The organism is Haloterrigena sp. H1 (assembly GCF_005938085.1).
GTDB lineage: Archaea > Halobacteriota > Halobacteria > Halobacteriales > Natrialbaceae > Natrinema.
Genome location: NZ_SMZK01000001.1, coordinates 977,620 through 993,685, shown reverse-complemented (window position 1 = coordinate 993,685; position 16,066 = coordinate 977,620). Strand labels below are relative to the sequence as shown.

Annotated in this window: 15 protein-coding genes; 6 read left to right on the top strand and 9 right to left on the bottom strand. The window is 63.4% G+C overall.

Features of this window, described 5'->3' with window-relative positions:
* Positions 1-2 precede the first annotated feature (2 nt).
* On the bottom strand, positions 3-275 hold the full coding sequence (locus tag E2L06_RS05030) for a ribonuclease P protein component 4 (protein ID WP_138782505.1): 273 nt from the start codon (positions 273-275) through the stop codon (positions 3-5).
* A 301-nt stretch (positions 276-576) separates the two neighbouring features.
* Between E2L06_RS05030 and E2L06_RS05025 the strand changes: the two genes are divergently transcribed.
* The 3 genes from E2L06_RS05025 to E2L06_RS05015 all read left to right on the top strand — a co-directional run bounded on the left by E2L06_RS05025 (position 577) and on the right by E2L06_RS05015 (position 5,166).
* Positions 577-2,406 carry an ABC transporter substrate-binding protein gene (locus E2L06_RS05025; protein WP_138779191.1) on the top strand — a complete coding sequence of 610 codons (1,830 nt, stop codon included), beginning with the start codon at positions 577-579 and terminating at the stop codon, positions 2,404-2,406.
* A gap of 5 nt (positions 2,407-2,411) precedes the next feature.
* Positions 2,412-3,263, top strand: a complete 852-nt coding sequence (locus E2L06_RS05020) for a phosphatase PAP2 family protein (RefSeq protein WP_138779189.1) — start codon at positions 2,412-2,414, stop codon at positions 3,261-3,263.
* Between the two features lie 124 nt (positions 3,264-3,387).
* Positions 3,388-5,166, top strand: a complete 1,779-nt coding sequence (locus E2L06_RS05015; protein ID WP_138779187.1) for an ABC transporter substrate-binding protein — start codon at positions 3,388-3,390, stop codon at positions 5,164-5,166.
* A gap of 40 nt (positions 5,167-5,206) precedes the next feature.
* On the opposite strand, the gene E2L06_RS05010 is transcribed toward E2L06_RS05015, so the two are convergent.
* Both E2L06_RS05010 and E2L06_RS05005 read right to left on the bottom strand, forming a co-directional pair.
* Complete coding sequence (locus E2L06_RS05010; RefSeq protein ID WP_138779185.1) at positions 5,207-5,575, bottom strand: hypothetical protein; 369 nt, start codon at positions 5,573-5,575, stop codon at positions 5,207-5,209.
* Positions 5,576-5,679: 104 nt separating this feature from the next.
* Entirely contained in the window at positions 5,680-6,438 is a 759-nt protein-coding gene (locus tag E2L06_RS05005; RefSeq protein WP_138779183.1) for a DUF2797 domain-containing protein, read from the bottom strand.
* 127 nt (positions 6,439-6,565) lie between these two features.
* Between E2L06_RS05005 and E2L06_RS05000 the strand changes: the two genes are divergently transcribed.
* Together E2L06_RS05000 and E2L06_RS04995 are read left to right on the top strand one after the other, a co-directional pair.
* Positions 6,566-7,471, top strand: coding sequence for a CbiX/SirB N-terminal domain-containing protein (locus tag E2L06_RS05000; protein ID WP_138779181.1), 906 nt, complete (start codon positions 6,566-6,568; stop codon positions 7,469-7,471).
* Positions 7,472-7,474: 3 nt separating this feature from the next.
* Entirely contained in the window at positions 7,475-8,593 is a 1,119-nt protein-coding gene (locus tag E2L06_RS04995; RefSeq protein WP_138779179.1) for a DR2241 family protein, read from the top strand.
* A gap of 22 nt (positions 8,594-8,615) precedes the next feature.
* On the opposite strand, the gene E2L06_RS04990 is transcribed toward E2L06_RS04995, so the two are convergent.
* The 3 genes from E2L06_RS04990 to E2L06_RS04980 all read right to left on the bottom strand — a co-directional run bounded on the left by E2L06_RS04990 (position 8,616) and on the right by E2L06_RS04980 (position 10,857).
* Positions 8,616-9,206: a hypothetical protein gene (locus E2L06_RS04990; RefSeq protein WP_138779177.1), complete on the bottom strand. Its 591-nt coding sequence runs from the start codon at positions 9,204-9,206 to the stop codon at positions 8,616-8,618.
* 12 nt (positions 9,207-9,218) lie between these two features.
* Positions 9,219-9,413: a methytransferase partner Trm112 gene (locus tag E2L06_RS04985; RefSeq protein WP_138779176.1), complete on the bottom strand. Its 195-nt coding sequence runs from the start codon at positions 9,411-9,413 to the stop codon at positions 9,219-9,221.
* 79 nt (positions 9,414-9,492) lie between these two features.
* Positions 9,493-10,857 carry an adenylosuccinate synthase gene (locus E2L06_RS04980; protein ID WP_138779174.1) on the bottom strand — a complete coding sequence of 455 codons (1,365 nt, stop codon included), beginning with the start codon at positions 10,855-10,857 and terminating at the stop codon, positions 9,493-9,495.
* 377 nt (positions 10,858-11,234) lie between these two features.
* On the opposite strand from E2L06_RS04980, the gene E2L06_RS04975 reads away from it, so the two are divergent.
* A complete protein-coding gene (locus E2L06_RS04975; protein ID WP_008009576.1) occupies positions 11,235-11,540 on the top strand; it encodes a hypothetical protein in 306 nt (101 codons plus the stop codon).
* A gap of 233 nt (positions 11,541-11,773) precedes the next feature.
* Here the strand turns inward: E2L06_RS04975 and E2L06_RS04970 are convergent, their stop codons facing one another.
* The 3 genes from E2L06_RS04970 to E2L06_RS04960 form a co-directional block, all read right to left on the bottom strand.
* Positions 11,774-14,431, bottom strand: coding sequence for a transcriptional regulator (locus E2L06_RS04970; RefSeq protein WP_138779172.1), 2,658 nt, complete (start codon positions 14,429-14,431; stop codon positions 11,774-11,776).
* Positions 14,432-14,479: 48 nt separating this feature from the next.
* Positions 14,480-14,758: a UPF0058 family protein gene (locus E2L06_RS04965; protein ID WP_006181940.1), complete on the bottom strand. Its 279-nt coding sequence runs from the start codon at positions 14,756-14,758 to the stop codon at positions 14,480-14,482.
* A gap of 82 nt (positions 14,759-14,840) precedes the next feature.
* A complete protein-coding gene (locus E2L06_RS04960) occupies positions 14,841-16,013 on the bottom strand; it encodes an ABC transporter ATP-binding protein (protein WP_138779170.1) in 1,173 nt (390 codons plus the stop codon).
* Positions 16,014-16,066 lie beyond the last annotated feature (53 nt).

Below are 16,066 nucleotides of genomic sequence, written 5' to 3'. Positions count from 1 at the left end.
AGTCAGTCGTAGGGATATCTCGCATGGGCACCGCACTCGCAGGTAATAACGACGTGGCCGTCTTGCAACCTGACGCGAGCGTTGTCCCCCGGCCGGAGATACGCATCACACTCGTCGCACGTAAACCGGCGAAACGTCCGCGGAAGCGGAAGGCGATTTCGCTCCGCGACCCGCCGCGCGAGGCGGACGTAGGAGCGTGCTAACTCGTCGTCGTCCGCTGCCGCCGCTCGAGCGAGTTCGTGAAGGCGCTCGATCCGTTCGGCAGCGATGTCCATATCTTCCGTTTCGTGGGTGTGCCTATTGATGTTGCGCTCGAGACTGAGACGGGCTGCTGTCCCGATGTACTGGCGCACCTGCAGGATCGGTGGCGGATGTACCGGAACTGACTGACAGGAATCTGTCTGGCACGAGACGGAGTTCTCGAGAGTCACCACGAGTAGAGTTTGTTAACATCTCACAATAAGTGGCTCGAATAGAATGAACCCCCGATTGAAAAGATTCTTTAGTGTGACACGTATTGGTTTAGAGTACGCAGTATTGTTATATATCAAATGAGAGGAGGTGTTACACAACGAGATGAATTGGGACCCCACTCCCTCTAAGACCGGCGTTGGCCGTCGTTCGTTTCTGGCTGCCGGTGCAGCGGGGGCTACACTCGCCACAAGCGGCTGTGTCGGCCACGTGCGCAACGTGGTCGGGAAAGCCGTCAGTGGGCAGTTGTCGCTGTCAATCGCTACGATACCGGCGGACGCAGACAGACAGAGCGTCCAGATCGCCCGGCGGCTCGAAGCGAACCTCCAGCAGGTCGGGATCGATGTCTCGATCGACATGCGGTCGCCGTCGGAGTTGCTGAAAGCGGTGCTGATCGAGCGCGATTTCGATCTCTACGTCGGTCACCACCCCGCCGGATACGACCCCGATTTTCTCTACGAGATGCTTCACTCGTCGTTCGCAGCCGAAGCCGGTTGGCAGAACCCGTTCGGGTTTACCAACATGGTCTTCGACACGCTACTCGAGGACCAACGGCGAGCCGAGGGAGAGCAACGGAAACGGCTCGTTCAGTCGGTTCTGACGGCACTAGCGAAGTCCAAACCCTTCGACCCGATCTGTCTGCCCGACGAGTATCGCGTCGCCAGCACAGACCGCTTCGACGGCTGGAGCGAGGCAGACCTCACGACCCGCCACGGCTATCTCGAGCCCGAGCCAGCCGACGGCGTCGACGAGTTACTCGCGCTCAAAACGGATTCCCGTCCGACGAGTAACCTCAATCCACTGTCGGCAACGATGCGAGAGCGGGACACGATAATCCCGCTGCTCTTCGATTCGGTGGCAACCGTCCACGAGGGCGAGGTACAGCAATGGCTCGCCGAGGACATCACGTGGACGAACGTCGAGCCAGCCGACAGCGAGCAAGGGCCGGTCCTGACTGCGACGGTCACCCTTCGCGAAGGGTGTCGGTTCCATGCTGACGAACGGCTGGCCAGCGAGGACGAACAACTCTCCGACGAAGACAGACGACTGACCGCAGAAGACGTCGCCTTCACCTACCGGTTCCTCGAGGATACGTCGCTTGGACGAGCGCCAACCCCCTCGCCGGCACCGCGGTATCAGAGCCACGTCAGCGCGGTCGACCGCGTCACCGTCGACAGCGAGTACGAACTGACGTTCTCGATGAACGCGAGTCGACCGGTCGCCAAACGGGCGCTTACCGTGCCGATCCTCCCGAAGCGGTTCTGGCGTGAGCTGGTCGACGAGCGGGCGGCCGACGGCGAGTTCACCGCACCACAGGGACGGTGGATCGCCGCGACGGGCGATCACGTTCCGCCGATCGGCAGTGGACCGTTCCAGTTCGAAAGCCGGACCGAAGAGGATCAGCTCGTTCTCACACGCTTCGACGATCACTTCACGCTCCGAGAGGACGTCGAACTGCCCGGCCCGCCTGTCGACGAACTCCGCTTCGAGATCGATCCCAGCAGTGCGTCGGCAGTCAGGCGAATCGGTGACGGCAACGCGGACGTAACGGCCTCGATGCTCGACGCCGATGTGCTAGATGAGATTCCCGACATGTCGGATATCGAAACGTTGAGCCATCCTTCGCGAACCTTCTACCACATCGGATTCAACGTCCGCAATGCCCCCTTCAGCAACACTCATTTCCGTCACGCTGTCACACAGTTGATCCCCAAGCAAGCGATCGTCGACGACATCTTCTATGGACACGCGACACCCACCGCGACACCAGTACTGGACGAGTGGGTCCCCGAACGCCTCGCGTGGGACGGCGAGGACCCCGTGACGCCGTTCCTGGGCTCGAGCGGCCGCCTCAACGTGGAAGCGGCGAAAGCGGCGTTCGAGACCGCCGGCTTCCGGTATGATGATAACGGTCGCTTGCTTGGGGGCTACTAGAAGCGATGCTCGACGAGGTGTTGACGCAGCTCGCTCTCGTCATCTCGATCTTGGTGCCGGTGTCGGTCGTCGTTTTTATCGGCCGAGAGCGCCTCGCTCGGACGCGGTCGGAGTGGCGAAGTCGCCTCAGAACCGCTGGCCCGGTGATTGCCGTGTTGATCGGCGTGTTACTGATAAACCGCATCGCCAGACAGACCGCACCGGAGCTGTCGCGACAGATCGGGTTCCGTCTGTCCGGGGCGTTTTACGAACTCGAGGGGGAGTTCATCCTGATCTTCCAGTCGATCCAGACGCCGGAGACGACGGCATATTTCTCGACTATTTACGTCTACGGCTACACGTTTTTGCTGATATTCCCGGTCATCGCGTACTTTACGCTCTCCGATACCCGGATCTTTCGGCGGCTGTTGACGGCCTACGCGCTCAACTACGCGATCGGTCTGGTCCTCTATATCCTCGTGATCGCGTACGGTCCACGGAACCTGATGCCCGCCGAACTCATGGAGCGGATGCTGTACGACACCAACCCACAATACCAATATCTCACGCGCGAGATCAACACGAATACCAACGTGTTTCCATCGCTTCACACCTCGCTGTCAGCGACCGTTGCAGCGTTCGCATGGAAGACGCGGTCGGAGTTTCCGAAGTGGTTCCCCATCGCGGTCGTACTGGCGGCAAGCGTTGCGATTTCGACGATGTATCTCGGAATCCACTGGGGGATCGACGTCGTTGCAGGCACGATGCTCGCGGCGGCTTGTGTCGTCCTTTCAGATCGCCTTGTCGGCCGCTGGTCGGTCGCAGAGCTATCGGAGCAACTCGTCGATCGGCTCCCCTGGCCCCAGAAACAGGAGTGACATCGACGTTCCCGGTCAGGTGTATCGGTACGACCTGTAGCAAACGTCTCGGTCTCAATCGGCATCCGACCCTACGAGCATAATACTGTTATATCGTGGTGACGAATCATGCCGAACCAACAACATGAACGAGGGGCAGACCGCTCAAGAACCAGACCATACTGCCCGTGACGGCACGCGTCTCAGTCGCCGAGCCGCGCTGGCAGCGACGGCCGGTCTGACGGCCTCGATCAGCGGCTGTGCCGGTCGACTTCGTGATCTCTTTACGCAGCGCAACATCGGACAGCTCTCGCTGACGATTACCACCCTCCCTGCCGACAGCGACAGAGGAAGCATCCGAATCACGAACGAACTCGAGCAGGCCCTCACAACGGTCGGGGTCGACGTCTCGTTCGACGTCCGCTCGGGCATCGACTTTAACCGAGCGGTGTTGTACGATCACGAGTTCGACATCTGTATCGGCCGTCATCCGGGCGGGACCGACCCCGACTTTCTCTACGAGGCGTTGCACTCGAAGTATGTCGACGAATCCGGCTGGCAGAATCCCTTCGGATACGCCAATCTAGCCGTCGATGATCTCCTCGAGAAGCAACGCCACGCCGACGGGGCAAAACGGCGTGACGCCGTCACGAATGCACTCGAGACGATCGCAACCAAACAGCCGTTCGTTCCGATCTGTGTGCCCGAAGAACACCGTGTCGTCAGAACGGATCGATTTACGGGCTGGGCCGACGGTCATCCCGCGACCCGCAGCGGCTATCTCGGGCTCGAGCCCGTGACAGACGGTGAGACGCTGCGCGCCGTCCACACGGATAGTCGACCGACGACAAACCTCAATCCGCTCGCGGCCGACTATCGCGGTCGCGGAACGATTACCCAGTTACTCTACGACTCACTGGCGACCGACGACGCAACCGGGGAGATCCAGCCGTGGCTCGCGGAGTCGTGGGAGTGGCGCGGAGCGACGCTCGACGTTCGCCTCCGAAGCGACTGTGTGTTTCACGACGGCGAGCCGGTGACCGCCGCCGACGTCGAGTTTACCTACCAGTTCCTCGCGGACATGTCCGGCAACGATGACGACCGAGTCACTCCTACACCTCGCTTTCGCGGCCAGATCGACGCCGTCGAGGCGATCGATGTTCGGAGCCGAAATCGCCTCGAGCTGACGGTCGATGCGGGGCAAGCGGTCGGCGAACGCGCCCTCCTCGTCCCGATACTGCCTGCACACATCTGGCGTGAGCGGTCAGAGAGTCCGATGAGACTGGGCGGCAGTACGCTCTCGCAGGGCACCACGACGGCGGTCACCACGAACAACATTAAACCGGTTGGGAGCGGCCCCTATCAGTTCGCGAATCGAACCGAGGGCAACCGGCTCACCCTCGAGCGGTTCGACGACCACTTTACGCTCCGGCCCGGCGTCAAGCGGCCGGCGCCGACGGTCGATACGTTTTCGATCGATATCTCACCGAACTCGGAAACGGCGATTCAGGCGGTCGAAAACGACACTGCCGATATTACGAGCACAGCCCTCGATACGAATCACGTCGGGAGCGTCGACGAAGGTGGTGGACAGCAGTTGCTCGAGTCGCCGTCGTGGACGGTTTACTTCCTTGGGTTCAACACGCGGAAGGCACCGTTCGGGTACCCCCGGTTCAGACGGGTCATCGCACAGTTGATCGACAAGGAGTGGCTGGTCGAGAACGTGTTTTACGGGCATGCAAGACCCACCGCAACACCAGTCGTCGAGCAGTGGACTCCTGATAGCCTCACATGGAACGGGCAGGACCCCGAAACGCCGTTTCTGGGGACCGACGGCGAGGTGAACGTCCCCGCGGCTCGAGCGGCGTTCGAAGACGCCGGCTTTCGGTACGACGAACGGGACCGGCTCTTGGTCAGGCAGTGACCGGCGGAACGAACGATCGGCGAAAACGGGCCTAAAACCGTTACTGGTCTTCGAGCGCGTCGGCGATGCGCTTAAGAGCGCGGGTCTGATCGCGCATTTCGTCACGAAGCTGCCGGACTTCGCGGACGAGTTCCTCGTTGCTCTCGTCTTGTCCACCACGACCACCGGGACCACCGGGACCAGCGCCGGGGCCGCCACCCATCATGCCACCCATCATCTGGGCAAAGGGGTTGCCGCCGCCCATGCCGCCGGGACCGCCACCGCCGCCGAACGGGCTTTCGGGGGCCTCGCCCTCGCCTTCGCCCTCTTCGGCGCGTTTCTCGCGGATCTCTTCGACCCGCTCGCGGAAGGACTTTTCCTCGCTGTCGTCGCCTGCGTTTTCGTCGGGGGAGTCGTTTTCGTCCGTCATACCATCGGATTCTGCTGCGGCGGGGAAAAGGATTGCCATGTCTCGAATGCCTGCGATGCCGGGTGTCGACGGGAGAGGGGTAGAGCTACCAGCTGTGAACGAGACTATCCGAACAATCCCAGCGACGACTGCAGGTCACGACCCGTGGCACCGTTCTCGAGGTCGTAACCGACGAGATCGCGCATGTCCACGGCGTAGGTCGTCCCGCCGTTTTCGAGGACTAGCAGCCGGCCTTTGACGCCGACGACGGTCCCCGAGGCGAGCGTCTCACGGACCGGACGCGTCTCGAGGTCGAGCCCATAGTCGAAGTCGAACCGCTCGATGACGTCGAACTCGGTGAGGACGGCCTCCCAGGCGTCTTCGTCGAGGTCGGCGGCGAGTGCAGCCACTTTGGGACCGGTTCGGACGCGGTCGACCAGCCGCTGCGCGATTTCGGCCTCGAGCTCGCGGGCAATGCGACCGTTCGAGACGGTGTGGACGTGGGCCGCGCGGTCGGCTCCCTGTTCGCGCAGTCGGGTCTCGAGACGCCACAGCTTGGTGACGCCGACCTTGAACGTGGCAGGGGCGAACGCGGCGATGTAGACGGCGTGGTCCTCGTAACAGTCCATCTCGTCTTTCAGACAGGTACCCGTACAGCGGGCACAGACCCACGTACTCGTGTGATATTCGCAGTAGGGGGCTGACGGCCGGTCGCAGGCGACGTGCGTGCCGGTCTCGTCGATCGTCCCGGCACAGTGGCGCTCGCCGAGCGTGTACGCGAGGTCGTCACCGGGCTCGAGCGGGCGATGATCGACCGCGCCGTTGCCGTCGCTGACCAGCAGCGCCGAGCCCCGCCCGCTCGGTTCGTAGCCCACCAGTTGCACGCACGCGAGTTGACACTGGGCGCAAATAGACGTAGCGCTCTCCGGGCTCGAGCGTGCCGAGTTGCCGGACCCGGCGACGAGGGCCGGCAGCGAAGACCCTATACCGGTACTATCCTAAGCGCCGCCCATGCAAGCGCTGGTCATCGCGGCACACGGATCGCATCTGAATCCGGACGCTTCGGATCCGACCTACGCCCACGCGGATACGATCCGCGAGACGGGCGCATTCGACGAGGTCCGCGAGGCGTTCTGGAAGGAAGAACCCCACTTCCGCGAGGTGATCCGCACGCTCGAGGCAGACGAGGTGTTCGTCGTTCCCCTCTTTATCAGCGAGGGGTATTTCACCGAGCAGGTGATCCCGCGGGAACTGCGCCTCGATGACTGGGACCCCGGGAAGTGGGATTCCGACGGCACCAGCGCCTCGCAGGCCACGCTCGAGGCCGACGACGTCGGCAAGACCATTCACTACTGCGGGCCGGTCGGAACCCACGACGCGATGACGGACGTGATCGTCCAGCGGGCCGAGACCGCAATGGAGGACCCGGACGTGGGTGAGGGGGTCGGCCTGTCGGTAGTCGGCCACGGGACCGAGCGCAACGAAAACTCCGCGAAGGCCATCGAGTACCACAGCGAGCGCATCCGCGAGCGCGACCGCTTCGACGAGGTCAAGGCGCTGTTCATGGACGAAGAACCGGAGGTCGACGACGTCACGGACTACTTCGAGAGCGACGATGTCGTCGTCGTCCCGCTGTTTATCGCCGACGGCTACCACACCCAAGAGGACATTCCCGAAGACATGGGGCTGACCGAGGACTACCGGCTGGGCTGGGACGTGCCCGCCGAGGTCGACGGCCACCGGATCTGGTACACCGGTGCCGTCGGCACCGAGGACCTCATGGCTGACGTCGTCCTCGAGCGCGCGGCCGACGCCGGGGCCGACATCGGTGACGCTCGCGAGACGGTCCGCAACCTTTCCGGATCGGTCGCCGACGCCGACCACGAACCGAGCGCGGGAACGGGCGCGGGTGACTGACACGTGACGCTCGCGACTGCCGACCTCGAGACGCTGCTCGACCGCGCACCCGCTGGCGTCGCCGTCGACGGGTTCCGGATCGACGAAACTGACGGCGGCTACGCCCTCGAGACGCCCGACGACGAGTGGCACGACCTCGACGAGGACGCGCTTCGAGAGGCCCTCGAGACCTGCGAGGAGTACGTGACCAACTGGCGCTACTGGCAGGAGAGCGTCAGCGGAGAGGGCACTGGCCGGCGTGCGTTCCTCCGGTGGTGTGAGCATGCACCGATTCCGGACGCCCACGGGAAACCGACTGAGAGTCTCGCCGTCCCGGAACGGTACGACGCGCTCCGCGATGGCATCGACCGGCAATGGGGTCAGCTGTCGATCACAGCCCGCTTCGTCGACATCGACGAGCCCGACGGTGAGCGCGTCTACGACCTGTGGCACGTCGACGACGCCGACAGCGATCTCGCCGATCTCGAGGTCTACGACGACCCGCGCGACGCCCGCGAGATCGCGACCTACGACGATGACGGCCGCTACCGGCCGCTGAAAACCGCGCCCACGCTCGTCTCCGGCTGGGCATTTACCGGGCTCTCGGGTGCGGACCTCGTCGAGACGGTCGGCTTTCTCTATCCCGCGACGATCGCCAACTGGCACCGCGAACTGCGCGGCAACCTAGACGTCGACCACTGGACCGAAACCGCCGAGCGCCAGACCGGCATCTACGACGTGATCGATGAACTCCCGCGCGAGGCCGTCGACTGGATGGCCGAGGCCTGCTGTGTCGACTCGCAGTGTCTTCGGCGACGTGAGTGGGAGTACGACGAAGACGACGAGTTAGACGTCGACGGCGGCGATGGGCCGTTCCCCTGTCGGGAACCCTGCTCGCTCGTCGTCGCAGCCGCCCGCAAGTGGGCCGTCCTCGAGTCCGAGGACGAACACACCTACGAACTCGAGCTCACGACCAGCGAACTCAACCAGCTCGAGGAGCTGATCGACGCCGTCGCCGAAGGCCGTACTGATGAGATCCGCGAGGCCGACGTCTACGACGGTGCGAATCGCTATCGGGCGCGGTACCTCCGGGCCAAGCGAATCGGCGAGGACGGTCTCGAGGCGACGCAGGTCGACGAGTAGCCCGCTCGCGAGTTCTACGATTCTACTGGAGTAACAGAAACAGCGCCACGGCGACTCCGGCGACGACGATCCCCAGGCCGGCCGTTGCGACCGGACTCGCGATCGACGCCGTCGTCAGCGTCGCAATCGCGAGCGCGACCACGCCCAGCGCCAGCACTGCGAGCGTCCCCGAATCGAGCCCGCTGCCGTTCGTCATCCGATCGACGACCTGCTCGAGTGGCGTCGGTTCGGGTTCCGTGCGGGTCGGTTCGGCGAGCGATTCGTCGACGTCGACGTCCGGCGGACCGGGGACGACCGTGACGTCGATCGCGACCGACTCGGAGCCATAGCCCGTCAGGATCTCGAGGCGACCGTCGACGGGTCGATCGATCGCATCGGTGTCGATGGCGATCGGGACGGCCGTGACACTATCCGGTTCGACGTAGTAGTTCGTGCCGCCGAGCGACGCGATCCGCTCGAGGTCGCCGTCGAGCCGACAGTGGACGTGCGCGGGTGACTCGTGGCCCGTCAGCGAGAGGCGAAACGAGCCGTCGGTCTCGAGCGCGGTGCTGGCCGGCTCGAGTGTGTTTGTGGACCCGCGGTTGACGTGGACGGTAACCTCGGCTGGTGACACGGTTTGTGTCCGTCAGGCCGGCGTTTCGTCGCGCATATCCGGCGGCAGCAGGTTCGGAATCCCGTCCTCGATCGGGTAAGACTCGCCACATTCCGTGCAGACGAGTTCGCCGCCGACGACCTCGTCGCCGTCGTACTCGGCGTTCTCGAGTTCCAGATCGTATTTATCGAGCGGACAGCAGAGAATGTCCAGCAACGACTCCTTCATACTACGTAGGCTCGTCGCCTGCAGCAAAAGGTTTCGGGAACGTCCCGACCGCATCACACGCGCCGTGTGAGTGCGATGACTACTCGTAGGGGTTCTCGACGACGACGGTCTCCTCGCGGCCGGGGCCGACGCCGACTGCGTAGATCGGCGTGTCGAGTTCGTCGCTGATGTACTCGAGGTAGGTTCGTGCGTTCTCGGGGATCGCCTCGTAGCCCTCGGCGGCGACTTCGGCCCAGTCGACCTCCGGCCAGCCGTCGAAGGACTTGAACGTGGCCTCACAGCGGCCCCACTGCTCGGTCGTCGGTGGCATGGTGAAGATTTCTTCGCCGTTGAATTCGTAGCTGTGGCCGACTTTCACTTCGTCGAGACCGGCGAGCACGTCGACGTGGTTGATCGCCAGCCCCGTAAAGCCGTTCGCGCGGGTCGCGTGGCGCAGCATGGGCATGTCGAGCCACCCGACACGACGTGGACGGCCGGTGACAGTCCCGTACTCGCCACCCTCGTCGCGGATCTGAGTTGCGAGTGCCTCTTCGTCCTCGCCAGCACCCTCGTCAGCGTCGTAGTCGGGCGTCTGGTCCTCGACGCCGCCGAGTTCGGTCGGGAGCGGCCCCGTGCCGACCCGCGAGAGATAGGCTTTGACGATGCCAATGACGTCTCCCTGTCCGATGACGGTCGGGCCGAGGCCGGTGCCGACGGTCGCGCCACCCGAACTCGGATTCGAGGAGGTGACGTAGGGGTAGACGCCGTGGTCGATGTCGAGCGACGTTCCCTGTGCACCCTCGAGCATGACGTTGTCGCCGGCGTCGATCCGTTCCTGGAGGAACGTCCCGCAGTCGACGGTCATGTCTTCCTCCTCGAGTCGCTTGCCGTACTCGCGGTAGGTCTCGTAGAGGTGGTCGATGTCGAACTCCTCGCCGGTCTCCTTCTCGAAGACTTCCTCGGCGAGGGCCTTCTTCTGGGGAACGACGTACTCGAGGCGCTCGCGGAGCACATCGGGATCGAGCAGGTCGCCGATACGGACGCCGCGGCGGCCCGCTTTGTCCTCGTAGGTCGGGCCGATGCCGCGTTTGGTCGTGCCAGCGGCGAGGTCGTCCTTTTCTTCCTCTTCGATGCCGTCGAGCGCACGGTGATAGGGGAGGATGACGTGTGCGCGCTCGGCGACGCGGACATCCGGCTCGAGGCCGCGGTCGCGGAGCGTGTCGATCTCGTCGAACAGCGTCTCGGGATTGACGACACAGCCGTTCCCGAGGACGCCGACCTTTCCTCGGACGGCCCCCGACGGCACGAGCGACAGTTTGTACTTCTCACCGTCGTAAACGACGGTATGGCCAGCGTTGTCGCCGCCTTGATAGCGGGCAACGACGTCGGCAGCGTCGCCGTAGAGGTCGACGACGCCACCCTTGCCTTCGTCGCCGAGTTGCGACCCGACGATAGTGACGGTCATAACAGCGACGGGTTCTTGCCGGGCCGATAAACAGATTACGGTATACGGGTGCCGACACGGAAGTCCACACCGTGACCCTCGACCGACTGATGGTCCCTATCGACGCTGTACCGCCAACGTTCAGCCGGCAGAGACAGCGAGACCGCCATCCGGCTGTCGGCGTCCTATCTATGTCGTTTCAGCTGACAAACGCGAGACGCGATCGGTGTCCCGTCTCGTCCTATCATATAAACCAACCTGAGAGACACGTCCCGTAACAGGAATCCGGGGACACCGGAAGCGTTAACTACTGACAGGAACCAGCATTCAGTTGACAAGGGTCGTTTCACTTCTCGAGAGTAACTTTTAAAAGGCCCAAAGACAAGTTAACAAATGCCATGATAGACCGACTTGAGAAGGAAGTCGATATGTTGGAACGACATCTGCAGGTCCTGAAGATGGTCATCGAGAACGAACCCATCGGGATCGTCAAGATGTCGAACGAGACGGGCTACCCCCACCACAAGGTCCGCTACTCGCTTCGCGTCCTCGAGGAGGAGAACCTCATCGAGCCCTCGAGCCAGGGTGCGATCAAGACCGAGCGCACCGCCGAGTTCGTCGACGAACTCGACGACAAGCTCGACGACATCGTCGACAAGCTCGACGGCATGAAGATCGAAGACGTCGCAGAGATCGAAGGCTAGTCTCTCGTCCACGTCGGACGTCGTCGCCCGTCCCCGCGACCGACGCCAGTGCGACACGAACGGAGTACATTTTTCCATCGCGTTTCGGCCAGACGTGGCCGCTCGAGCAGCGAGTCATGTCTAATACGGACTCCTGTCAGTCATGTACCGGTACAGCAGACCGTATAAGTGACACTCGTCGGAGCGACTGCTAATAGCGATCACAACGACGGAACAAAAGCGATCGCGCCCAGCTACAGTTCGGGCACGTTCATGTGGAACCCTTCCGAGCGCGACTCGACGAGACAGAGGTGGTAGCCGGATTTTCGCGAGAGGTTGACGTAACTCAGCTTCGAGCTGCGGCTGAGGAAGCCGCTACTCGTCGCCTGTTCGGCCACCTCGAGCGCGCCGGGCTCGAAGTAACTCGAGGTGACGGCGATCGCGGCCGCCAGATCCGGATAGTTCGCCTTGACGGCGGAGGCTGCTTCCTCGAGTTCTGCGAGCAGGTCTTTCGTCGCGGGCTCGCGCGCGTCGTTGAGCGTGACCAGCAGTAACGGGTTGCCCATCTTGTCGAACGCGACGATGTCGAACGTCAACTCCTCGGGGACGTCTTCGGTGTCGTCGTCTGCAAGCGAGATGGTTGCGCCGAGTTCGGCCCGATCGATTCGCGGGATCGCATCGTAGAGATCGCCCAGTCCGTCTGCGTTCCCGGTGTCGCGGATCTCGTACAGGAGCATCTCGGTGAGCCAGTCGACGAACCGATACTCCATCGTCGTCTCGAGGAACTTGTCGTAGAGCTGGCCATCGACGGCAGCATCGTTCGAGTCGAACCCGGTGTGGTGTTCCAGTCGCAGGTTCGAGGCGACTTCGCTCCGGTCGGCGTCGCCGTCGTGAGCCGTCTCGAGGGTCGGCCGGCTTTTCGAGGCGTACCTGACGAAGAGGTTCGTCTGCGAGAGTGCCTGCTGCGGTGACAGCTGTGTGCTGGCACTGATACCGGCATTCGCGCCGCCGGCATCCGCGCCGCCGGCATCGCGCGTGCGGGCCTGTTCGAGTTCCGTCTCGAGATCGTCGATCCGGGACTGGAGCCGGTCGACTGTCGCAGAGAGGTCGTCGTTTTCCGCGCGCAGCCGATCGCGTTCGGCCTCGAGTTCCTCGGCTTTCGTCGCGAGTGACGCACGCTGTTCCTGCAGCGTCTCGACTTTCTCGGTGAGTGTCGCAACTCGGTCGCTCTGGGCGTTGGTCGCGGCAGTGGCGTCTTTCTGTGTGGTGTCCTGAGCCTGCGTCCGGTCGTGGTCCGTCCGTGGCCTGGACGTGCCTGCGCCTGTGGTCGACGTCGTGGTCGTCGCGGTCCGTTCCGTAGATTGGGCGTCAGATCGAGCAGTGGGAGAAGACGAGTCAGCCGCGTTCGCGTCGGCTGTCGCTGACGGCTGGTCCATCCGCAGTTCGCGGCCACCCGAACTCGAGTCGGCACTCGACTCGCTGTTGTCCGGATCGATCGAGGGGATGCGTCGCGTTTCGCGCCACGCCGCTTCGCGTTCGAACTCCTCCTCGAGTCCTTCGTCCCCAGTGGCAGGATCGTCACTGGCCGCACCGGTCGATGGCTCGTCATCGTCATCGTCATCGACCCAGGTGATGTCGTTGCGGTCGAGTTCCTCGGCTGCCGCTTCGATGTCGGCGAGTTCGGGATTCGGAGCGGACGCGGCGTCTGCCGCTGACGACGACTTTGGCGACTCGTCGCCGGCCGGCGCTTCCGGCGTCGACTCAAACTCGGGTTCGGTCGGTTCTGTCGAGTCCGCAGCGGCCTCGTTCTGTCCGGTCGAGCCAGGTTCCGTCGTGGCGTCTTGATCCGGAGTCCGGCGTGTCTCGTCGACAGCAGACGACGTAGAAGCGGACGCCGAGCCGTCGTCACTGGACGAGGCCGATTCGGTGATCCCGGTCGATTCGGGCTCCGTCGCGGTGTCTTGCTCCGACGTCTGGCGTGGCTCGTCGACAGCAGACGGCGCGGCAGTGGACGCCGAGTCGTCGTCACTGGACGGGACTGACTCGGTGATCCCGGCCGACGGTGGTTCAGTCTCGGTTTCGCCGCTGTCGGTCGCCGTGATGCCCGACGGGTCGTCTGTGACTTCGATGTCCGATGGCAGCATCGAGTCGTCGTCGCTGGTGGCATCGTTCGACTCGGCCCCGGCCGCAGGCGTGGAGTCGACTGCGCTGGTGCTCGAGACGTCGATCGGTTCGATCGACGATCCCATCGGATCGGACGCGGAATCGTCATCGGTCGTCGTGTCGGGCGCGCCGGCACCGACCGTGGTGTCGGCGGATGCGGACTCAGTTTCTGAGTCTGTCTCCGACGCCGCGTCGGGGTCCGTATCGGCCGTTCCCGGCACGTCGACGACGTCGATGTCGACGTCGATAACCTCGTAGATGCCGACCTCATCGGCCGCTCGGTCGAACGCCTCCTCGCCGGTGAGCAGCCGCTCGGCGTTCCCGATGTACGCCGCGGCCATGCGACGACCGCCATAATAGACGGCGTAGTAGTCGCCGCTGAGAACGTTCTCGCTCAGTTCGATGTACCCGGTAAACGACCCGCTCTGGAGCGTATCGTCGACTTCTCGAAGCGGCGTCTCGTTCGTATAGTACTTCGCCCGTGTCTCGCCGCCCTGTTCTTCCATCGCACAGAGTAAGGGCAGCGACGGATGTGGGGCTTCGTAACACGTTCCCGAGGCGGTTTCGAAGTCCTCGATATCGCCGTCGATGACGCCAACGACGCGGCCGTTGAGCATACACAGCCACGTGCCAGCCGCCGATACAGCACCGGAGAAATCAGCGTGGGCGAGATCGGAGAGACCGTCGAACCCCCCGTTAAACGGGCGGGAGTCCCACTCCTCGACGCGCTCTTGCGTGCGCGGATCCATACGTCAACAAGCGGGAACCGCACCAAATACGTTTCGCCTAGACAGTCACTAGATCTTGGATTCCGCGTCTTCGGCGAGTTCTTTCATCCGCTTGCCGATTCGGCCGGCGCTCGAAAACTCGTCTTCGCTCATCGCGCTCGCGAGCGCGTTGCCGAGGACGAAGACCGCGTGTTTGTGTTCGCTTTTCGACTTGTGGACGTGCGAGGGGTCGACGTCGAGCTGGCGGTAGGGGTCGAACAGCGTTTCATCGACCTCCTCGCGCTCGGAGAAGTACTCCATGATGACGACGAGTTCTTCGTGGAGCTCGAGGAGTTCGTCCTTATGCATACGCGCTTTTAGGAAGGGTTTCGATTTAAGCGTTGTGTGGCCACGTGTCGCAAAACCGACCCCGACCGCTCAGTGACCGGAGTCAGTCGGCGCTCGTGGGAGTTCCGTCCACGTTCGCGTCGACTGCTTCGCGGTGATCCGCGGGGAACCACGCGAGTTCGTGGTCGGCAGTGACGCGGACGGCAACGCGCTCGTCTAAGTCGATATGGTCGGAGTGGTTGTGCATACACTCGATCGTTTCGCCACCGGCGAGTTCGACGCGATAGAGGACGGTCGGGCCGAGATAGCGCCGATAGACGACACGGCCATCGGCTTCCGACCCGTCTGCTGGGTAGGCCGTGACGTCGTCAGGTCGAACGAGAAGGTCGACGGTAGAGCCGTCGTATTGGTGGGCTAGCCCGTGAACGTCATCGCGGAGGACACGACCGAGTGCGGTGGCGACGCTGTCGCCGTGGACCTCTCCGGGGAGGAAACTAGCGTGGCCCAGAAAGCCGGCGACGAACCGCGATTCGGGCTGCTGGAAGACTTGCTGGGGAGTGTCGATCTGTTCGATGTCGCCGTCGTTCATCACGGCAACGCGGTCGGAAATAGACAGGGCCTCTTCCTGATCGTGCGTGACGGAGATCGCGGTGACGCCCGTCTGCTTGATGATTCGGCGGACCTCTTCGCGCATCTCGACGCGCAGATCGACGTCCAGACTCGAGAAGGGTTCGTCGAGCAACAGCATCTCGGGTTCGGGAGCCAGCGAGCGCGCGAGCGCGATGCGCTGTTGCTGGCCGCCGGAGAGTTCGCCGGGATAGTGGTCGCCGTGGGTCTCGAGGCCGACGAGTTCGAGCAGTTCGTCGACGCGGCTTGCACGCTCGCTCTCGGGTCGATCCTGCAAGCCGAAGGCGACGTTTTCGCGGGCGGTCAGGTGTGGAAACAGCGCGAAGTCCTGAAAGACGACGCCGATGTCGCGGTCTTCCGGCGGGACGAACCGGCCGTCGCCCGAGACGGTCTCACCTTCCAATCGAATTCGACCGGCGTTAGGTTCCTCGAGGCCGGCGATCAACCGAAGCGTCGTGGTCTTGCCGCAACCAGATGGGCCGAGCAGGGTCAGGATTTCACCGTCACGGACGGTAATCGAGAGGTCACCGATGACGTCCTGGTTTCCGTAGCGTTTCGCGATGCCGTCGAGTTCGAGAACCGTCTCGCTCGTCGTCGACTCGTTGGATCGGTTCTCGACCGCCGTTGTAAGCAGTTCTCCGTTGGCCATGTATCGACCCTCCGGCAGCTGCCGGCGCACATTCTCTTTAGGCGTGCCTAAAT